The organism is Solwaraspora sp. WMMD406 (assembly GCF_029626025.1).
Classification (GTDB): Bacteria; Actinomycetota; Actinomycetes; order Mycobacteriales; family Micromonosporaceae; genus Micromonospora_E.
Map to the genome: position 1 here is coordinate 1,015,929 of NZ_JARUBF010000001.1, position 18,798 is coordinate 1,034,726.

An 18,798-nucleotide genomic window follows, 5' to 3' on the forward strand; every position below is an offset into this window, starting at 1 on the left:
CGCCCGGTGATGAGGTTGAGTCAGCGGCCGGGCCCGTCGGCGGCGTGCAACGCCCATCGGGACAGCACCTGATGGATGTTGTACAGCCGCTGCTGGATCAGTTCCAGACGTTCCGCCTGGGCCAGGGCGGCGTACGCCTGGGCGAGGGCGATCTGCTGGTCGACGGTGAGGTTCTCTTGGTCGATCGAGTAGAGCAACTCGACGGTCTCGGCCACGGTGTCGGCCACGGCGTCCCTCCTCCGGCAGCTCCTTGGAAGCGCTCCCACGCTTAATCTATCCAGATCGGCTTAGATCCATGCCAGGAAATCAATCAACGTTCGTCAGTCGATCGGACATCTCGGTCGGCGAGGTCGGTCACCTCGGTCGGCAGGTTGGTCAGGACCACGTCCAGCACCCGGACCGCATCCGCCTTCCCGAGTGGATTGTTCCCGTTGCCGCACTTCGGGGACTGCACGCAGGACGGGCAACCCGTCTCGCAGCCGCAGCTGGCGATCAGATCCCGGGTGGCGCCCAGCCACGTCCGGGCGGCCTGGTACGCGCGCTCGGCGAAACCGGCCCCACCGGGATGGCCGTCGTAGACGAACACCGTCGGAGCCTCGGTGTCCGGGTGCGCGGCGGTCGACAGTCCGCCGATGTCCCATCGGTCGCAGGTCGCCACCAGCGGCAGCAGGCCGATCGCCGCGTGTTCGGCGGCGTGCAACGCCCCGGGGACGTCGGCCGCGTCGATCCCCGCCGCCGCCAGCGCCGTCGGCGACACGGTGAACCAGACCGCGACGGTCCGCAGCTGCCGGGCGGGCAGATCCAGCGGCCTGGTGTCGAGGACCTCACCCGAGCCGATCCGCCGCCGCTGGTAGGAGACCACCTGGCTGGTCACGTCCACCTCGCCGATGAACAGCCCCACCGGACCGGCGTCGCGGTACTCCCGTACCGACACCACCGTCAGGGCCGTCACCTCGCGGGCGTGCGTCGACCAGTCCGGCTCCTCGGCGTGCACCAGCGCGCACGCGCCGTCCAGATCCAGCTCGTCCACCACGTACGACACGCCCTGATGCAGGTAGACGGCTCCCGAATGCACCAGAAAATGCGACGAGCCCGGATCGACCGTGCCGAGCAGCCGACCGGTGGACGCCTCCACCACGCTGATCGGTGCGCCACCCTCACCTCGCAGGTCCACCTCCGGCCGCTGGGCGGACGTCCAGTACCACCCGGTGGGTCGGCGACGCAGCAGGCCCGCCTCGACGAGCTCGGCGAGCACCTCCTTGGCGGCGGCCCCGCCGAACAGTTCCAGGTCGGCCGGGGTCAACGCGCCCTCGGCCGCCGCGCAGCACAGCTGCGGACCCAGCACGTACGGGTTGGTCGGATCGAGCACGGTGGCCTCCACCGGCCGACCGAACACCGCCTCAGGGTGATGCACCAGATAGGTGTCGAGTGGATCGTCCCGGGCGATCAACACGGCGAGCGCCTCCCGGCCGGCGCGGCCGGCCCGGCCGGCCTGCTGCCACAGCGACGCCCGGGTGCCGGGATAACCGCAGATCAGCACCGCGTCCAACCCGACCAGGTCGACGCCGAGTTCGAGCGCGTTCGTGGACGCCAGACCGAGCAGTTCACCGGAGGCCAGGGCGCGCTCCAACGCCCGCCGGTCCTCGGCGAGGAAGCCCGCCCGGTACGCCGCGACTCGGGCACCCAGCCCGGGCACCACCTCGTCGAGCGCCCGCCGGGCCGTCGACGCGACCACCTCCGCGCCCCGGCGGGACCGGACGAAGGTGAGGGTACGGACCCCGGTGGCGACCGCGTCGGCGAGCAGATCGGCACCTTCCCGCAGCGCCGAACGGCGGACCGGGGTGAGGTCCTCGGCGTCGGCCCGGGCACCGGGCAGCAGCGGCGGCTCCCACAACGCGAAGGTCACCGCTCCGCGTGGTGCGCTGTCCTCGGTGACCGCTTCGACCGGCAGCCCGGTGAGTTGCCGGGCCGCCTGCGCCGGCTCACCCGAAGTAGCCGAGGCGAGCATGAAGCACGGGCCGGCGGCGGCGGTCCCGATCCGCATGTGCCGCTCGGCCTGCCGCCGCAGCCGGCGCAGCACGTGGGCCACATGCGAACCGAACACCCCCCGGTAGCTGTGGCACTCGTCGACGATGACAAACGACAGATGCCGAAGGAAGTTCGACCAGGCGGCCGACCTCGGCAGAATGCCCCGGTGCAACATGTCCGGATTCGTCAGCACGAACCTGGCGTGCTGCCGGATCCAGGCCCGCTCGGACTGCGGCGTGTCTCCGTCGTAGCAGGCCGGGCGTACCCCGTCGAGACCGAGACCCGCGACGGTCCGCAACTGGTCGGCGGCGAGTGCCTTCGTCGGCGCCAGATACAACACGGTCGCGCGTGGATCGGCCAGCAGCGTGGCCAGCGACGGCAGCAGATACGCCAGCGACTTGCCCGAACCGGTGCCGGTCGCCACGATCACGTGCCGGCCCGAACGGGCCAGTTCGGCGGCCCGCGCCTGGTGCCGCCACGGCGCCGGCACTCCGCGCGCGACGAACGCGGCGCGCAGTTCCTCCGGCACCCAGTCCGGCCATGGCGCGGTGGCCCCCGGTCGGGCCGGCAACCGCCGGACATGGGTGATCGTCTCGGATCCGTCCCCCGACATCGGCACGGGAACGCCGCCCTGGCGGGGCAGGTGTCCGGCTGAGCGCCAGCGACGCAGCAGCCCCGCCGGATCCGGTGCCGGACCGGGCGTTACGGTGGCTGGTGAGGTCACGCCTGCACTCTCGCACTGGTGTGCGGGTGCCGCTGTCCCGGGGTCCGCGAGTGGCGCGCCGCCCTGCCAGGTGGTGGGCCCGTGCTCCTTGCCAGCCGACACCGAGCCAGCCGACACCGAGCCAGCCGACACCGGGCCGGTTGACACCGGGCCGGGCACCCGCCTCCGGCACGGCACACCCGGGCGGCGGGTACGGGTGAAGATCGTCGATCAGCAGGAGCCGTGCGGCGCGACGGGCTGGGCGGTGGTTAGATGCTTTCAAGCGTGCAACACAGCCGGAGGAGGGACCGATGGAGCTGTCGCTGACGACTCGCACCGTGGGCGAGCACACGGTCCTGGAGGTCGGCGGCGAGGTGGACGTCTACACCGCCCCCAAGCTCCGGGAACGCCTCATCGAACTGATCGACGGCGGGAGCCGAAAGGTCGTCGTCGATCTCGGTCGGGTCGATTTCCTCGACTCCACCGGGCTCGGGGTCCTCGTCGGCGCGCTCAAACGACTGCGTCCGGCCGGCGGAACCTTCGGGCTGGTCTGCGAGAAGGAATCGCTACTCAAGATCTTCCGGATCACCGCGCTCGACCAGGTGTTCCCGATCTTCCCGACGGTAGCGGCGGCCACCGGTGCGGAGCCGGGCGGCCCGTCCGGCGCGGTTCCCACGGCGTGATGGCCACGGTCCGCCTGTCGTTTTCCCCGGCCCCGGTGCACGTGCGCACCGCCCGCCTGGTCGGCGTAGCCGTCGCCCGCCGGGCCGGCGTGGCCGAGGAACTCCTCGACGAGGTACGGCTCGCGATCGGTGAGGCATGCACCCGGGCGGTCGCCTTGCACCGCCAGTACGGTCTGGCGGACTTGGTCCAGGTCGAGATGTCCGACGAGGAGACCTACACCGTACGAGTGATCGACCGCGCGCCGATCGAGGCCGGTCTCGGGCTGAGCGCGCTGCCCCCCGACGAGCTGGCCAACGAGTCGCTCACCGACGAGGCGCTGACCGTCGGCGTGGGCTTCGCGTTGCTCGCCGGGTTCGTCGAGGACCTCCAGGTGCGCCCGGTCGACGAGGGGATCGGCACCGAGGTCCGGATGGTGTGGCCGGTCGGCCGCTGACCGCGTCGTTCAGCAAAGATCAACGTACGTCGTCGCAGGTTCCGTACCTGCCTGCGAGAATGATCCACCGATCCGTGGGTAGACCGTGTGACCTGGCTTACCCCGGGCCGCTAGAGTACGCGGGTCATCACCAACTGCGCTGACCGTACAACCTGTGCGGTCAGCAGATTCGTCGCTCCCCGCGTGGAGTCGTCCCGGCGGTTCGTCCACCGCTCGGGGCGAGCGTTCGGTACAGGAGGACACTGATGTCCGGGACCACCTTGGCCGCTGAAGGCGGCGGGCTGTCCCTTACCGGCTCACACCTGACGTACGTCATCATCGCAGCGGTCATCGCGCTGGTGGCACTGGGTTTCGCCGCCGCCCTGGTCAGGGCGGTACTGGCGACCGGTAGGGGCACCACGAACATGCAGGAGATCGCTGGCGCCGTACAGGAAGGAGCCTCGGCCTACCTGTTCCGCCAGTTCAAGACCCTCGGCGTATTCGTCGTACTTGCCGTCGTGCTGCTCTTCCTACTGCCCGTCCACGAGACGGCGGACAGCAGCGAGACGATGGTGAAGCTCGGTCGATCCGTCTTCTTCATCGTCGGCGCGGTGTTCAGCGCGTTCATCGGCGGTGCTGGGATGGCGCTGGCCACGCGGGCGAACCTGCGGGTCGCCGCAGCCGCCGGCGCTGGCGCCGGCGGCCGAGAGAACGCGATGAAGATCGCCTTCCGTACCGGTGGGGTGGTCGGCTTCCTGACCGTCGGCCTCGGCCTGTTCGGCGCCGCCCTGGTGGTCGTCATCTACCGGGTCGACGCGCCGACCGTACTCGAAGGCTTCGGCTTCGGGGCCGCGCTGCTCGCCATGTTCATGCGGGTCGGCGGCGGCATCTTCACCAAGGCCGCCGACGTCGGCGCCGACCTGGTCGGCAAGGTGGAGCAGGGCATCCCGGAAGACGACGCCCGCAACCCCGCCACCATCGCCGACAACGTGGGCGACAACGTCGGCGACTGCGCCGGCATGGCCGCCGACCTGTTCGAGTCGTACGCGGTGACCCTGGTCGCCGCACTGATCCTCGGCCGGGCCGCGTTCGGTGAGGAAGGCCTGGTCTTTCCCCTGATCGTCTCGACCATCGGTGCCGTGATCGCCCTCTTCGGCGTACTCATCACTCGGCTGCGCCCCAGCGACCGCAGCGGCATGACCGCGATCAACCGGGCCTTCTTCACCTCGGCGGTGCTGGCGGCGGTGCTGGTCGCCGTCGCGGCATTCCTCTACCTGCCGGGCAGCTGGTCCGACCTGCTCGGTGCCGACTGGCGGGCCGACCTCGACGTCGACGAAGGGGCCGACCTGCCGCTGTCCCCGGCCGGCCTGGCGATCGGTGCCGTGATCATCGGCATCGTGCTGGCCGCCGCGATCCAGGTCCTCACCGGATACTTCACCGAGGTGCACCGCCGTCCGGTGCAGGACATCGGCAAGAGCTCGCAGACCGGCGCGGCCACCGTCATCCTGGCCGGCATCAGCGTCGGCCTGGAGTCGGCGGTCTACTCGGCCCTGCTGGTCGGCGCGGCGGTGTTCGGCGCGTTCCTGCTCGGCGGCGGATCCATCACCCTGTCGCTGTTCGCGGTGGCGTTGGCCGGCACCGGCCTGCTCACCACGGTCGGCGTTATCGTCGCGATGGACACCTTCGGCCCGATCTCCGACAACGCGCAGGGCATCGCCGAGATGTCCGGCGACATCGACGAGGCCGGAGCGCGGACGCTCACCGAACTCGACGCGGTCGGCAACACCACCAAGGCGATCACCAAGGGCATCGCGATCGCGACGGCCGTACTCGCCGCGACGGCGCTGTTCGGGTCGTACACCGACACGGTCAGCATCGCGCTCGAAGACGCCGGAATCGACGACGTGTCGGCGTACCTGGCCGACTCGCTCAACGTTGCCAACCCGGGCAACCTGGTCGGGCTGATCATCGGTGCGGCGGTCGTCTTCCTCTTCTCCGGTCTGGCGATCAACGCGGTGTCCCGCTCCGCCGGTGCCGTGGTGATGGAGGTCCGCCGCCAGTTCCGTGAGTTCCCCGGGATCATGGAGCGCACCCAGCGGCCGGAGTACGGCAAGGTGGTCGACATCTGCACCCGCGACGCCCAGCGGGAGCTGCTCACGCCCGGTCTGCTCGCGGTGTTGGCACCGATCGCGGTCGGCTTCGGCCTCGGCGCGGGCGCACTCGCCGCCTACCTCGCCGGGGCCATCGCCACCGGTGTGCTGATGGCGGTCTTCCTGGCCAACTCCGGTGGCGCCTGGGACAACGCCAAGAAGCTGGTGGAGGACGGTGCGCACGGCGGCAAGGGTTCCGAGGCACACGCGGCCACCGTCATCGGTGACACCGTCGGCGACCCGTTCAAGGACACCGCCGGACCGGCGATCAACCCCCTGCTCAAGGTGATGAACCTGGTGGCACTGCTGATCGCCCCCGCGGTGATCATGTGGGGCGTCGGCACCGACCAGAACGACGCGCTGCGGATCATCATCGCGGTCGTCGCGACCCTGATCGTGGTGGCGGCGGTGGTCTTCACCAAGCGCAAGCCGATGGCGATGGGCGAGAACATCGGTGGCGGCTCGGCCGGTGGCGCCGGGTCCGAGCCGGAACGAGTGAGCGTCTGACCGACCGGCGATCCGGATACTCCCGCCCGAGTCGACCTGCCGACGGCCGGTCGGCTCGGGCGGTCCGGCCATCGTCGCGACCAGTCCGGCCGGTACTGTTGTCGCCGCTGGTGCGTACGCTGCACTGCATGGGAGCGCGCCGCGTGGTATCCACTGCCCGGACCACAGTGGTGCTCGCCATGGTCGCTCTCGCGATCGCCGGCTGCGGCGCCGGCCCGAGTCCTGTTGTCTGGGCCGCCGAGGTCTGCACCGCTTTGCGGCCCTGGCGGGCCGAGATCAGCACCCTGACCAGCAGCACCCAGCAGCAGATGACCGCCCAGACCACGCCGGCGCAGGCGCAGGAGAACCTGATCCGGTTGCTGGACGGGGCGGAGACGGCCACCGAGACCGCGCGTTCCCGGGTGGCGGCGGCCGGTGTTCCGGACGCCGACCAAGGGGAACAGGTGGCGAGCGGCTTCGTCGCGTCGCTCAGCGCGGTACGTGACGCGTACGGCAAAGCGGAAGCCGGCATCGCCGGGCTGGACCCCGGCGGGCCGGCGGACACCTTCTACGACGGGGTGGAGACGGTGCTGTCCACCCTGACCGAGGACTACCAGCGCAGCGCCCTGGACACCAGTTCGCTGGACTCGGCCGAGCTCAACCGGGCCTTCGACGAGGTCCCGGAGTGTCGCTGAGTTCGCCGGCGGATGTGCCGCGCGGGGTCGCCGGGGCACGGCAGCTGTCGCTGTTCGGGGTCGCGGCTGCGGATCCGACCCCCGGTGACCTCGCCGGCCTGCTCGCCGGCCCGGGCACGATCAGCCGGATGGGTGGCACCGTGCGGGTGTCGATCGACGTGGCCCATGCCTGGCGGGTGCACGTCCTGGTCGCTGAGCTCCGCCAGCGTGGGCTCACCCCGACCTGGCAGGAGCGCGCCGACGGCGGGCTGGTGGTGCGGACGGCTTACACTGCCGCGCTCGCCCGCCTCGGCGCAGCCTGGCTGCACCCCACCGCCACTCCCGAGGCGGCGGACCCGACTGCCGAACCCGGCGCCGACGCCGAACCCGCCGACGCCGAACCCGCCGACGCCGAACCCGACGACGACCGGCTGGTCAAGCGGCCGCCGGTCGGCTTTCACCTGGCCGGTCAGCGGTTGCGGTTGTGGGCGGCGGCGGCCGGGACTCGCGATCCGCTCGGCTACCGGCTACGGCTGGGTGAGTCGGACGCCGGGAACTGGTCCCAGACAGGGGCCGCGCTCGCCGCGATCGGACTGCCGGCGGTCCTGCTCGACAGCCGGTCCGGTGGCCCGGCGTACCGGATCGTCGGTCGTCGCCGGCTCACCCGGCTGGCAGAGCTGCTCGGTGACCGGCCTGCTGCCGCCCCGCCGGATGGCTGGGTCTGACCACCCGCCGTCCGTCGTCGGTCGGGCTCGCGCCGTCGTCGGTCGGGCTCGCGCCGTCGTCGGTCGCGCTCACGCCGTCGTCGGTCGCGCTCACGCCGTCGTCGGTCGCGTGGTGTCCGATCGGCGACACAACACCTCGGACATAGACGGTCGCCACCGGACCGGATCCGGTGCGGTGTGCCACGTCACCCTCTCGTTCGGTGTACGGTGTCGCCGTTGGTGCGGTGGACGTGAACTCGGTCGGCATCGGGTGGGCTGCTGACCGGCTCTCGAGGTCTAATCGGACGACTGGTGCGAATCAGGCCAAAGGCTTGGGCTCGCGCGCTCCGTCGCACCTTGAATCGCGTTACGTTGGACGTCGTGGCTGTCGTCCGCCCTCGTGGCGGACGCCAGTGCACGCGGGGCCGCCGACCACAACTGCGGCCCGGCAGTGGGTCGAGGTCAGGAGAGAAGTGCCGAGCAACACAAGGAGCAGCCGTCTGGTCATCGTCGAGTCGCCGGCGAAGGCCAAGACGATCTCGGGCTACCTCGGCCCGGGGTACGTCGTGGAGGCCAGTCTCGGCCACGTCCGGGACCTGCCGCGTAACGCGGCCGACGTGCCCGCCCGCTACAAGAAGGAGCCGTGGGCCCGGCTCGGTGTAGACGTGGACAACGGATTCTCCGCCCTCTACGTCGTCTCGGCGGACCGTAAGCAGCAGATCGCCAAGCTGACCAAGCTGGCCAAGGAAGTCGACGAGGTGTTCCTCGCCACGGACGAGGACCGCGAGGGCGAAGCGATCGCCTGGCACCTGGTCGAGACCCTCAAACCCAAGGTGCCGGTCCGCCGGATGGTCTTCCACGAGATCACCCGCGCGGCGATCCAGGCGGCGGTGGCCAACCCGCGCGAGATCGACCGGGACCTGGTCGACGCCCAGGAGGCCCGACGCATCCTGGACCGGCTGTACGGCTACGAAGTCTCGCCGGTGCTGTGGAAGAAGGTCATGCCCCGGCTGTCGGCCGGCCGCGTCCAGTCGGTCGCCACCCGGATCGTGGTGGAGCGGGAACGCCAGCGGATGGCGTTCCGTACCGCTGAATACTGGGACATCCAGGCGACGCTGGCCCTGACCGGGCGGGCGGCGGCCGACGCCGACGGGCCGCGGTCGTTCACCGCCACGCTGATCGCGCTCGGCGGCGACCGGATCGCCACCGGCAAGGACTTCGAACCCACCACCGGGCGGGTCCGCCCGGAAGCCTCGGTGGTGCACCTCGACGGCGACGGCGCCCGGGGTCTGGCGGCCCGCCTGGACGGCCGGCCGTTCACCGTCACCCGGGTCGAGGAGAAGCCGTACCGACGCCGCCCGTACGCCCCGTTCATCACGTCGACGCTGCAGCAGGAGGCGGCCCGCAAGATGCGGTTCTCGTCGCAGCAGACGATGCGGACCGCGCAGCGGCTGTACGAGAACGGCTACATCACCTATATGCGTACCGACTCGGTCAACCTCTCGGAGACGGCGATCGCCGCCGCCCGCAGCCAGGTCGCCGAGCTGTACGGCGACCGGTTCGTGCCGCCGGAGCCACGCCGCTACACCGGCAAGGTCAAGAACGCCCAGGAGGCGCACGAGGCGATCCGGCCCGCCGGTGACCACTTCCGCACCCCCGGTGAGCTGGCCAACGAGCTGTCTGCCGAAGAGTTCAAACTCTACGAACTGATCTGGCGGCGGACCATCGCCTCGCAGATGACCGACGCGGTCGGCTCCAGCGTCTCGGTGCGGATCCGGGCGGTCTCCACCGCCGGCGAGGAATGCGACTTCGGCGCCACCGGCAAGACGATCACCGACCCCGGCTTCCTGCGGGCCTACGTCGAATCGTCCGACGACGAGTCCGCCGAGGCGGAGGACGCCGAGCGCCGGCTGCCCAACCTGACCAAGGACCAGCCGCTGACCGCGCGGGACCTCGCCGCCGTCGGCCACAGCACCCAGCCGCCGGCCCGCTACACCGAGGCCTCGCTGGTCAAGGCCCTCGAAGAGCTGGGCATCGGCCGGCCCTCGACCTACGCGTCGATCATGCAGACGATTCAGGACCGGGGGTACGTCGCCAAACGGGGCCAGGCGCTGATCCCGTCGTTCCTCGCGTTCGCGGTGGTCGGCCTGCTGGAGCGGCACTATCCACGGCTGGTCGACTACAACTTCACCGCCAGCATGGAGAACGAGCTGGACGAGATCGCCGCCGGCGACCATCAGGCGGTCGATTTCCTCACCTCGTTCTACTTCGGCAGCGACACGGGCGGCGGCGAGTCGGCCGGCACCGACTCGATCGCCCGGTCCGGCGGACTGAAGCGGCTGGTCACCGAGAACCTCGGTGAGATCGACGCGCGTAGCGTCAACTCGATCCCGCTCTTCGTCGACGACGACGGGCGGCAGGTCGTCGTGCGGGTCGGCCGGTACGGCCCGTACCTGCAGCGGTTTGTGCCCGGTGCGGACGGCGCCGACCACCCGGCACGGTCCGGAACCGGCGGGTCGGCGGTCGCCGCAGGACCCGCGACCAGCGCCGCCGGCGAGCACGGTGCTGACGGACACGGTGCTGACGGACACGGTGCCGATGAGCACGGTGCCGACGGACAGGGTGCCGACGAGGCCGACGGCGCGTCCGCCGGCTCCAGTGGCGACCGGGTGTCCCTGCCCGAGGGCATCGCCCCGGACGAGCTGACCCCGGAAAAGGTCAACGAGCTGTTCCTCGGCGGTGGCGGCGAGCGCAAACTCGGCGAGCATCCGGATACCGGCGAGCCGATCGTGCTCAAGTCGGGCCGGTTCGGTCCGTACGTGTCCAGCGGTGAGCGTCGCTCGTCGCTGCTGCGGTCCCAGTCGCCCGAGTCCCTCTCCTTCGTCGACGCGCTGCAGCTGCTGTCGCTTCCCCGGGTCGTCGGTGTCGCCCCGGACGGCGCCGAGGTGTTGGCGGCGGCGGGGCGCTACGGGCCGTACGTGAAGAAGGGCGACGAGTTCCGGTCGTTGGACTCCGAGGACAAGCTCTTCACCGTGTCGCTTGACGAGGCGCTGGCGTTGCTCGCGGCACCGAAAACCCGGCAGCGCCGGGCCGCCGCGCCGCCGCTGCGGGAGATGGGCGTCGACCCGCTGACCGACAAACCGCTGGTCATCAAGGATGGGCGCTTCGGTCCGTACGTGACCGACGGGGAGAGCAACGCTTCGCTGCGACGTGGTCAGACCCCGGAATCGCTCACCATCGAGCAGGCGTCGGAGATGCTCGCGGAGAAGCGGGCCAAGGGGCCGGCACCGCGTAAGAAGGCGACGAAGGCCGCTACCGGCACGAAGTCAGCGGCCAAGGCGACCGCCGGCAAGGCTACCGGGAAGAAGGCGACGACGGCCAGGAAGACCGCCGCCAAGAAGACTGCGGCGTCCGCCTCCGACGACAGTGGCACGGGATCGGCGACGGCCGGGCCGGCCCCGCGTACGGCGCCGAGGAAGGCCGCGCCGAAGAAGGCCGCGCCGAAGAAGGCCGCGCCCCGGAAGGCGACCGCCCGCAACCCGGACGCGTCGTAGCGCGGACCGGGTGGGGCGGACCGGGCGGCCGGTCACGGACCGAGCACCCGTTCGGTGTAGTGGTTGGCGAAGGTGCGACAGGGATCCAGCCGGTCGCGCACCGCCAGGAAATCGTCGAACCGTGGGTACGCCGAGCGTAACGACTCGGCGTGCCGATAGTGCAGTTTGCCCCAGTGCGGTCGTCCGTCCAGCCCGACGGCAACCTGCTCGACCGCCCGGAAGTACGGCTCGTACGGCATGCCGACGTACTGGTGGACCGCCAGGTAGGCGGAGTCCCGCTGGTAGGCGTGGGACAGCCAACTGTCGTCGCCGGCGGCGAAACGGACCTCGACCGGTAGGGCGACCGGAGACGGCAACCGGTCGAGGATGCCCGGCAGGGCCGCCAGTGCCACTGGCAGGGCGGCACGTGGCAGCGCGTACTCCATCTCGATGAACCGGACCCGGCGCGGTGTGCAGAAGACCCGGTCCGACCGGGCGGTGTAGGTCCGTGAACCGACGACCCGGGCCGATAGCGCGCTGAGCGCCGGGACCAGGCGCGGCCTCGTCCGACCGAGCCGGCTCACCCCCTCCAACAGGGTGTTCTCGACGAATTCGTCGTCGAGCCACCGCCGCCACCGGGGCCGTGGTCGGTCGTCGACCGGCACCCGGTTGTTGGTCTTGAGCTGCACCCGGTCGGTGTACGGGAACCAGTAGAACTCGATGTGGTCGTTCCCGCCGACCAGTTCCGGGAGCGCGGCGACGACGTCGCGCAGGGACGCCGCCCGTTCCCGGGCCCGCAGCACGAAGGCGTCGACGCAACGCAGCGTCACCTCGGTGACGACTCCGAGCGCGCCGAGCCCGATCCGGGCGGCGGCGAAGACATCCTGGTGCTGCCGCGCCGAGCAGCGCAGGATCGTACCGTCGGCGGTGACCAGGGTCAGCGCCTCGACCACGCTGGCCAGGTTGCCGTGGGTGGCGCCGGTGCCGTGGGTGCCGGTGGCGATCGCCCCGGCGACGGTCTGTACGTCGACGTCACCGACGTTGGGCAGGGCCAGCCGGAAGCCTGCGAGCAACTCGTTGAGCTGGTGCAGCGACATCCCGGCCGGGATCGTCGCGAGTCGTGCGTCGGTGTCGACCGTCGTGGCTGTCCGCAGCCCGCTCAGCTCTACCCGATGATCGTCGGCACGGGAGATGTCGCTGAACGAGTGCCCGTTTCCGACCGCCTTGACCCGGGCCCCGGCATCGGTCGCGGTACGGATCATCGCCTGCAGGTCGGCCACGGTTTCCGGGCGCAGCACCCGCCGGCTGATCCCTTGTTGGTTGCCGGCCCAGTTGGACCAGTGGCGCTGATCGTCGTCCGGTGGCGCGGCCGCGCCGTGCATCCCGTCGTCCCGCATCCCGTCCCCCGTCCTCGCGTGCTCGCGTGCCCGCGTGCCCGCGTGCTCGCGTGCCCGTGCTGAACATGAGGAATTCTCGTATCAGTCTGATGCTAGCTGGCTAAATACCGATAACCGTTTGGATCGTTAATCCGAGTAACGTTTTCGATCTCGCTGCTGCTGACGATGATCCGACGCGCGGGAGATCTTCTCGGAAGGAGTGAGACGAGTGTCGACACCGGCCGTCACCAGTGGCCCACTGCGTCGGGTTCCGGTCCAGGGGCGCAGTCTCGCCCGGGTCCAGCGGATGCTCGACGCGTGCGCCGAGATCGTCGACGAGGTGGGATACGAGGGCCTGACCACCACTCTGCTCGCCGAGCGGGCCGAGGTGGCCATCGGTTCGGTGTACCAGTTCTTCCCGGACAAGCGGGCGATCGTCCAAGCGTTGACGCTGCGCAACATCGAAGCGTACCTGCAACGGCTCAACGAGCGCTTCGCCGGCGGCGAGTTCACCTATTGGTGGGACGGGGTCGACGCGGGTATCGACGAGTACATCTCCATGCACCGCAACGTGCGTGGCTTCCGGACACTGCACTTCGGCGACGTCGTCGACGTTCGGCTACTCGACGAAAGCCAGGACAACAACGCCGTGATCGCCAACGAGTTGACCAAGGTGCTGGTGGAACGATTCGGTATTCCCGACGAACCACGATTGAGGTTCGCCCTCCAGATCGCCGTGGAGGCCGCCGATTCTTTGATCAAGTTGGCGTTCCGTCGTGATCCGGACGGCGACGACGACGTCTTACGGGAAGCGAAGGCGCTGATCCGCGAATATCTGCACCGGCACGTCGATTCCACGCCGGCCGTCGGGGGGACGACCACGCCGACCGTCGGGGGGACGGCCACGCCGACCGCCGAACCGGCGCTCGCACCGAGCGGCGGAAACGCCTGACCGGCCGGGCGGCCCCGTGCGGTTCACCGGTGCGCTTCAGAGGAAAGCGCGGCCTTCGCCACGATAGGTCGGCACCGTACCGGCGACGCGATCTCCGTGCACGAGGTGCAGTTCGGTCACATGTTCGCAGAGCTCGCCGGCTTTGGCGTGGCGGAACCACACCCGGTCGCCGATCCGCAGCGCTGCCGCGTCGGGTCCGGTCAGCGGGGTCTGTACCTCCCCGGCACCCTCGGTGCCGAGCAGCTTCAGCCGGGCCGGTAACCACGGGCGGGGCAGCCGGTCCTGGTCGGCCGGCCCGGAGGCGATCCAGCCACCGCCGAGCACCGTCGCGATCCGCCGGGCGGGTCGGCGTACCACCGGCAGGGCGAAGAACGCTGACGGGGCCGGCCGCCACGCGCGGTATCCGTCGAACAGGGTCGGACCGAACAGCCCGGATCCGGCGGTCACCTCGGTGATCGCCGGATCCGCGCTGGTGATCGCCACGCTGCCGGTTCCGCCGCCGTTGACGAATTCCAGTCGCGCGTGTCGCGACACCTCGGCCACCGCTGCGGTCCGGCGCCGCACCACGTCCCGGTACGACTGGCGTTGCACCAGCCGGATCGCGGTGGCGCGCAGCGCCCGGCCGGCCGGGGCGTCGCCCAGACCGGCGATCTGCGCCTCGTACGCCATCAGCCCGACCAGCCGGAACCCGGCCCGACCGGCGATCACGGCGGCCAACTGGCCGGCCGCCGTCGCCGAGTGCACCGGGGAACGGCGTACTCCCAGGTGGGCCCGCGCGCTGCCGAACGGCCGCCAGGAGGCGTCCAGGTCGACGCAGACGCGCAGGTACGGCCGCTGCCGGGGTGGGCGTACCGCGTCGACCAGGTCGAGCTGTGCCGGGTCGTCGATCATCAGCGTGATCGCGGCGGCCAGCGTCTCGTCGGCGGCGATGGTCGCGATCGATCCGCGGTCGCTGGTCGGGTAGGCGACCAGGGCGTCGTCGGTGATGCCGCTGCGGACCAGCCAGATCGCCTCGGTCAGGGTGTACGCCATGACCCCGCGCCAGGCGCCGGAGTCGCGGCCGAGCACCCGGGACAGCAGTGCCGAGCAGCGGACCGATTTGCTGGCCACCCGGATCGGCTTGCCGGCTGCCTGCGCGGTGAGCGCGGCGGCGTTGCGGTCGAACGCGTCGAGGTCGACCACGGCGAACGGCGGATCGAGATGGGCTGTCGCCCGATCGAGCCGGTCGCGCAGGAACTGTCGGTCGGTGCTCACCCACGCACCGTAGCGCCACCGGGGTTTGCCGCCGGTAACCTGAAACACCGTCGCGGTCGTCCTCCGGATCCGGGGTCCCCGACCGGCCGGAGCCGGGGTCCCTGACCGGCCGGAGCCGGGGTCCCTGACCGGCCGGAGCCGGCGGTCGGGGCGGTCGGAGTTCAGGAGAATGTCGGGGTCGGGCGGCCAGCCTCCGCCATTAGAGTGTGACGGAGCCCAGCTCTGGGCCGACGGGGAGGGACGGTCATCGACATCAACGCCAGCGATCCGGAACGCGGTAGCGCTCCCGGCGCGCCACCAGGTGACGGGCCGACCCCTGCGGTCGATCTCTCCGGATTCCCGGCGCTGCGCTCGGTGTTGCGGATCCGGCCGTTCCGGCGGCTGTGGCTCGTGCTCGGGGTCGCGTCGTACGGTGACTGGCTCGGGCTCCTGGCCACCTCGATCTTCGCCGCCGCGCAGGTATCCGGCAGCGCGGCGCAGGGTGCGGCGTTCGGCGGTGTGATCGCCGTACGGTTGCTGCCTGCGCTCGTCCTCGGCCCGGTGGCCGGCGTCCTCGCCGACCGGTTCGACCGGCGCTACACGATGGTCATCTGCGATCTCCTCCGGTTTGTCCTGTTCGCGTCGATCCCGCTGCTGCCGATGTTCGGCGCGAGCGGTGCGGTGACCGTCGCCTGGGCGGCCATCGCGATTTTCCTCATCGAGACGATCACCCTGATCTGGATCCCGGCCAAGGAAGCCGCGGTACCCAACCTGATCCCCCGGGCACGGCTGGAGATCGCCAACCAGCTCACCTTGATAGCCACGTACGGCATCACCCCGGTCCTCGCCGCGATCAGCCTGGCCGTCCTCGACGCGGCGGTCCGTGCCGCCAGCGGGGCCGAACCACCATCCTGGGCCGAGCCGGCCCAGCTCGCGCTCTTCTTCAACGCCGCGTCCCGGCTGGCCACCGCGGTCGTGGTCTTCTACGGCATCAAGGAGATCAGCGGGCGCGACGGGGCGGCGGAGCGCACCGAACAGAGCCTGCTGCGGCAGTTCGTCGATGGCTGGCGGTTCATCGGCAAGACACCGCTGGTACGGGGCCTGGTGCTGGGCATCTTCGGGGCGTTCGCCGGCGGTGGCATCGTGATCGGCACCGCCCGGTTCTTCACCGCGTCGCTCAGCGCCGGTGACGCCGCCTTCTACCTGCTGTTCGCCGCCCTGTTCGTCGGCCTCGGGGTCGGGATCGGGCTCGGCCCGGCGGTGGTACGAGACCTGTCGCGCCGGCGCTGGTTCGGGCTGAGCATCGTGCTGGCCAGTGGTGCTGTGCTGATCCTGGCGCTCTCCATCCACTTGTCCATGGCGATCCTCGGCGCGGTGCTGGTCGGGGCGGCCGCCGGGATGGCCTTTCTGGCCGGGATCACTCTGCTCGGTGGCGAGATCGCCGACGACGTACGGGGACGGGTCTTCGCCGTGGTGCAGACCGGCACCCGGGTCGTGCTGATGTTGGCCATCTCGTTGAGCAGTGTGCTGGTCGGCGTCGGCGGGTCCCGTCAGGTCCAGTTCGCCAACCTCGGCATTTCCTTCTCCTCGACCCGCCTGCTGTTGCTGCTGGCCGGCTTGTTCGGCATCTTCGCCGGGCTCAGCGCGTTCCGCCAGATGGACGATAAACCGGGCGTACCGATCTTGGCTGATTTGTGGGGGTCGATCCGGGGCCGGCCGATCGGCCCGGCCGAACCGTTCACCGCCAGCGGCGTCTTCGTCGTCTTCGAAGGCGGCGAGGGAGCTGGCAAGTCGACCCAGGTGGCCGGGCTGGCGGAGGCGCTGCGAGGCCAGGGCCGCGAGGTGGTGGTGACCCGGGAGCCGGGCGCGACCGGACTGGGCACGAAGATCCGCCGGCTGGTGTTGGACAACGACGCCGAGAGTCCGTCGGCGCGGGCCGAGGCGTTGCTCTACGCGGCCGACCGGGCCCACCATGTCGCGACCCTGATCCGTCCGGCGCTGGCCCGGGGCGCGGTCGTGGTCAGCGACCGCTACATCGACTCGTCGTTGGCCTACCAGGGAGCGGGCCGGACCCTGCCGGTCGAGGAGATCTCCTGGCTGTCGGCCTGGGCGACCGGCGGGCTCAAGCCTGATCTCGTGGTCCTGCTCGACGTCGAACCGCAGGTCGGGTTGCGGCGGGCTCAGGGCCGAGGCGGTACGGCGGACCGGCTGGAGAGCGAATCGGTCGCTTTCCACGAGCGGGTCCGCTACGCCTTTCTCGACCTGGCGGCCGCCGACCCCAAGCGTTACCTGGTCCTGGACGCGACCCGACCGGTCGACGAGTTGCGGGCCGCCGTACTCACCCGGGTCGAGGGCCTGACCCGCAAACTGGATTCCCCCACCGCCGCGCCGGATTCCGCTCCAGAAGATCCGGATTCCGCTCCAGAAGCCGACTCCGCGCGGGATGACTCCGCGCGGGATGACTCCGCGCGGGATGACTCCGCGCGGGACGACTCCGCGCGGGACGGCGAGCGTCCGGCGGCGGACGGCATCGAGCTGGGACGGCGCTAGTGGGCACCGCGCTAGTGGGCGCCGCGCTCGGCCAGGACGTCTTCACCGAACTGGTGGGTCAGGACGAGGCGGCCGAGACGCTCCGACGGGCCGTAGCGGCCGCCGCCGCACTGCTCGCTGACGGCGGGCCTGCCCCTGCGGGCGGTGGCGGGTCTCCTGCTGACGGCGAGATCGTCGCCGACACCGGTACGGCTGCCGACGACGGCCCGCCAGCCGCGACCGGGGCGATGACCCACGCCTGGATCTTCACCGGCCCGCCGGGTTCCGGCCGCTCGGTCGCGGCCCGCGCGTTCGCCGCGGCACTGCAGTGCCATCATGGGTTCGGCTGCGGCCAGTGCCCCGGCTGCCACACCACCCGGGCCGGCACCCACGCCGACGTCCGGTTCGTCGTACCGGACGGGCTCTCCATCGGGGTGGGCGAAATGCGGGCCCTGGTGCTGCGCGCGGCCAGCACCCCGTCCGCCGGCCGCTGGCAGGTGCTGGTCATCGAAGACGCCGATCGGCTCACCGAAGCAGCCGGCAACGCACTGCTCAAGGCGATCGAGGAACCACCACCCAGGACTGTCTTCCTGCTCTGCACCCCGTCCACCCATCCGGACGACATCTCGGTCACCATCCGGTCCCGATGCCGGCTCGTCAGCCTGCGGCAACCTCCGGCGGAGGCGGTCGCCCGGGTGCTGACCCAACGGGACGGCGTACCGGAGAAGACCGCCACCTGGGCGGCGGCCGCAGCCCAAGGGCATGTCGGCCGGGCCCGCCGCCTTGCCCAGGACTCCGACGCCCGCAAACGCCGGGACGCGGTACTCGCGGTGCCCCGCCAGCTGACCGGCGTCGGTGCCTGCTTCGACGCGGCGTCCGCCCTGATCGCGGCGGCGGAGGCGGAAGCCGAGGCGGCGGTCGCCGACATCGACGCCGCCGAGCGGGCCGCCTTGCAGACCGCCCTCGGCGCCGGCGGGACCGGCCGGGGCGCGGCCGGTGCCGCTCGTGGCTCGGCCGGCCAGCTGAAGGAACTGGAACGACGGCAGAAGTCCCGGGCGACGCGGGCGCAGCGCGACGCCCTGGACCGGGCGCTGGTCGACCTGGCCGGCTTCTACCGTGACGTGCTGGTCTCGGCGTTGCGGGCCCCGGTGGCGCCGGTGCACACCGACGTCGCGGCGCTCGCCGAGGCCGCCGCCCAGAAGTGGTCGGCGGAGGCGACGCTGCGCCGGCTGGAAGCCGTGCTGACCTGCCGGGAAGCGATCGACAACAACGTCAAGCCCCGGATCGCCGTCGAAGCGATGATGCTCACTCTCTGGCGCGGCTAGCGCCCGCTG

General features: G+C 71.1%; 13 protein-coding genes. 9 read left to right on the forward strand and 4 right to left on the reverse strand.

Annotated features, from left to right (window positions below):
- Positions 1–20: 20 nt before the first annotated feature.
- Together O7632_RS04605 and O7632_RS04610 are read right to left on the reverse strand one after the other, a co-directional pair.
- Positions 21–227, reverse strand: coding sequence for a hypothetical protein (locus O7632_RS04605; protein WP_278111702.1), 207 nt, complete (start codon positions 225–227; stop codon positions 21–23).
- Between the two features lie 83 nt (positions 228–310).
- A complete protein-coding gene (locus O7632_RS04610; RefSeq protein ID WP_278119825.1) occupies positions 311–2,641 on the reverse strand; it encodes a DEAD/DEAH box helicase in 2,331 nt (776 codons plus the stop codon).
- Positions 2,642–3,042: 401 nt separating this feature from the next.
- On the opposite strand from O7632_RS04610, the gene O7632_RS04615 reads away from it, so the two are divergent.
- From O7632_RS04615 to topA, 6 genes are all read left to right on the forward strand, one after another.
- On the forward strand, positions 3,043–3,414 hold the full coding sequence (locus O7632_RS04615; RefSeq protein WP_278111704.1) for an STAS domain-containing protein: 372 nt from the start codon (positions 3,043–3,045) through the stop codon (positions 3,412–3,414).
- Positions 3,411–3,848 carry an ATP-binding protein gene (locus tag O7632_RS04620; protein ID WP_278111706.1) on the forward strand — a complete coding sequence of 146 codons (438 nt, stop codon included), beginning with the start codon at positions 3,411–3,413 and terminating at the stop codon, positions 3,846–3,848. Before O7632_RS04615 ends, O7632_RS04620 begins: the two co-directional genes overlap by 4 nt.
- 245 nt (positions 3,849–4,093) lie before the next feature.
- The gene (locus O7632_RS04625; RefSeq protein ID WP_278111708.1) at positions 4,094–6,484 is read left to right on the forward strand and encodes a sodium-translocating pyrophosphatase; all 2,391 of its coding nucleotides are present in this window, start codon (positions 4,094–4,096) and stop codon (positions 6,482–6,484) included.
- Between the two features lie 128 nt (positions 6,485–6,612).
- Entirely contained in the window at positions 6,613–7,158 is a 546-nt protein-coding gene (locus O7632_RS04630) for a hypothetical protein (RefSeq protein ID WP_278111710.1), read from the forward strand.
- Complete coding sequence (locus tag O7632_RS04635; RefSeq protein WP_278111712.1) at positions 7,149–7,862, forward strand: hypothetical protein; 714 nt, start codon at positions 7,149–7,151, stop codon at positions 7,860–7,862. The genes O7632_RS04630 and O7632_RS04635 overlap by 10 nt, the downstream gene beginning before the upstream one ends.
- 452 nt (positions 7,863–8,314) lie before the next feature.
- The gene (topA, locus tag O7632_RS04640; RefSeq protein WP_278111714.1) at positions 8,315–11,395 is read left to right on the forward strand and encodes a type I DNA topoisomerase; all 3,081 of its coding nucleotides are present in this window, start codon (positions 8,315–8,317) and stop codon (positions 11,393–11,395) included.
- 32 nt (positions 11,396–11,427) lie between these two features.
- Here topA and O7632_RS04645 read toward each other — a convergent pair whose 3' ends face one another.
- Entirely contained in the window at positions 11,428–12,771 is a 1,344-nt protein-coding gene (locus O7632_RS04645; protein ID WP_278111716.1) for a D-arabinono-1,4-lactone oxidase, read from the reverse strand.
- Between the two features lie 286 nt (positions 12,772–13,057).
- On the opposite strand from O7632_RS04645, the gene O7632_RS04650 reads away from it, so the two are divergent.
- Positions 13,058–13,702 carry a TetR/AcrR family transcriptional regulator gene (locus O7632_RS04650; protein WP_278119827.1) on the forward strand — a complete coding sequence of 215 codons (645 nt, stop codon included), beginning with the start codon at positions 13,058–13,060 and terminating at the stop codon, positions 13,700–13,702.
- A gap of 36 nt (positions 13,703–13,738) precedes the next feature.
- On the opposite strand, the gene O7632_RS04655 is transcribed toward O7632_RS04650, so the two are convergent.
- On the reverse strand, positions 13,739–14,956 hold the full coding sequence (locus tag O7632_RS04655; protein WP_278111718.1) for an amino acid deaminase/aldolase: 1,218 nt from the start codon (positions 14,954–14,956) through the stop codon (positions 13,739–13,741).
- A 390-nt stretch (positions 14,957–15,346) separates the two neighbouring features.
- Here O7632_RS04655 and tmk point away from each other — a divergent pair, with 390 nt between their 5' ends.
- Both tmk and O7632_RS04665 read left to right on the forward strand, forming a co-directional pair.
- A complete protein-coding gene (tmk, locus tag O7632_RS04660; RefSeq protein WP_278119829.1) occupies positions 15,347–17,485 on the forward strand; it encodes a dTMP kinase in 2,139 nt (712 codons plus the stop codon).
- Positions 17,485–18,789 carry a DNA polymerase III subunit delta' gene (locus tag O7632_RS04665; RefSeq protein ID WP_278111720.1) on the forward strand — a complete coding sequence of 435 codons (1,305 nt, stop codon included), beginning with the start codon at positions 17,485–17,487 and terminating at the stop codon, positions 18,787–18,789. Before tmk ends, O7632_RS04665 begins: the two co-directional genes overlap by 1 nt.
- The last annotated feature ends 9 nt before the right edge of the window (positions 18,790–18,798 follow it).

Bases quoted from the DNA above. Each gene is read 5' to 3' on its own strand.
- O7632_RS04610 (WP_278119825.1), bottom strand. From the start codon at position 2,641: ATGTCGGGGGACGGATCCGAGACGATCACCCATGTCCGGCGGTTGCCG.
- O7632_RS04645 (WP_278111716.1), bottom strand. From the start codon at position 12,771: ATGCGGGACGACGGGATGCACGGCGCGGCCGCGCCACCGGACGACGAT.
- O7632_RS04615 (WP_278111704.1), top strand. From the start codon at position 3,043: ATGGAGCTGTCGCTGACGACTCGCACCGTGGGCGAGCACACGGTCCTG.
- O7632_RS04630 (WP_278111710.1), top strand. From the start codon at position 6,613: ATGGGAGCGCGCCGCGTGGTATCCACTGCCCGGACCACAGTGGTGCTC.
- O7632_RS04650 (WP_278119827.1), top strand. From the start codon at position 13,058: ATGCTCGACGCGTGCGCCGAGATCGTCGACGAGGTGGGATACGAGGGC.
- O7632_RS04625 (WP_278111708.1), top strand. From the start codon at position 4,094: ATGTCCGGGACCACCTTGGCCGCTGAAGGCGGCGGGCTGTCCCTTACC.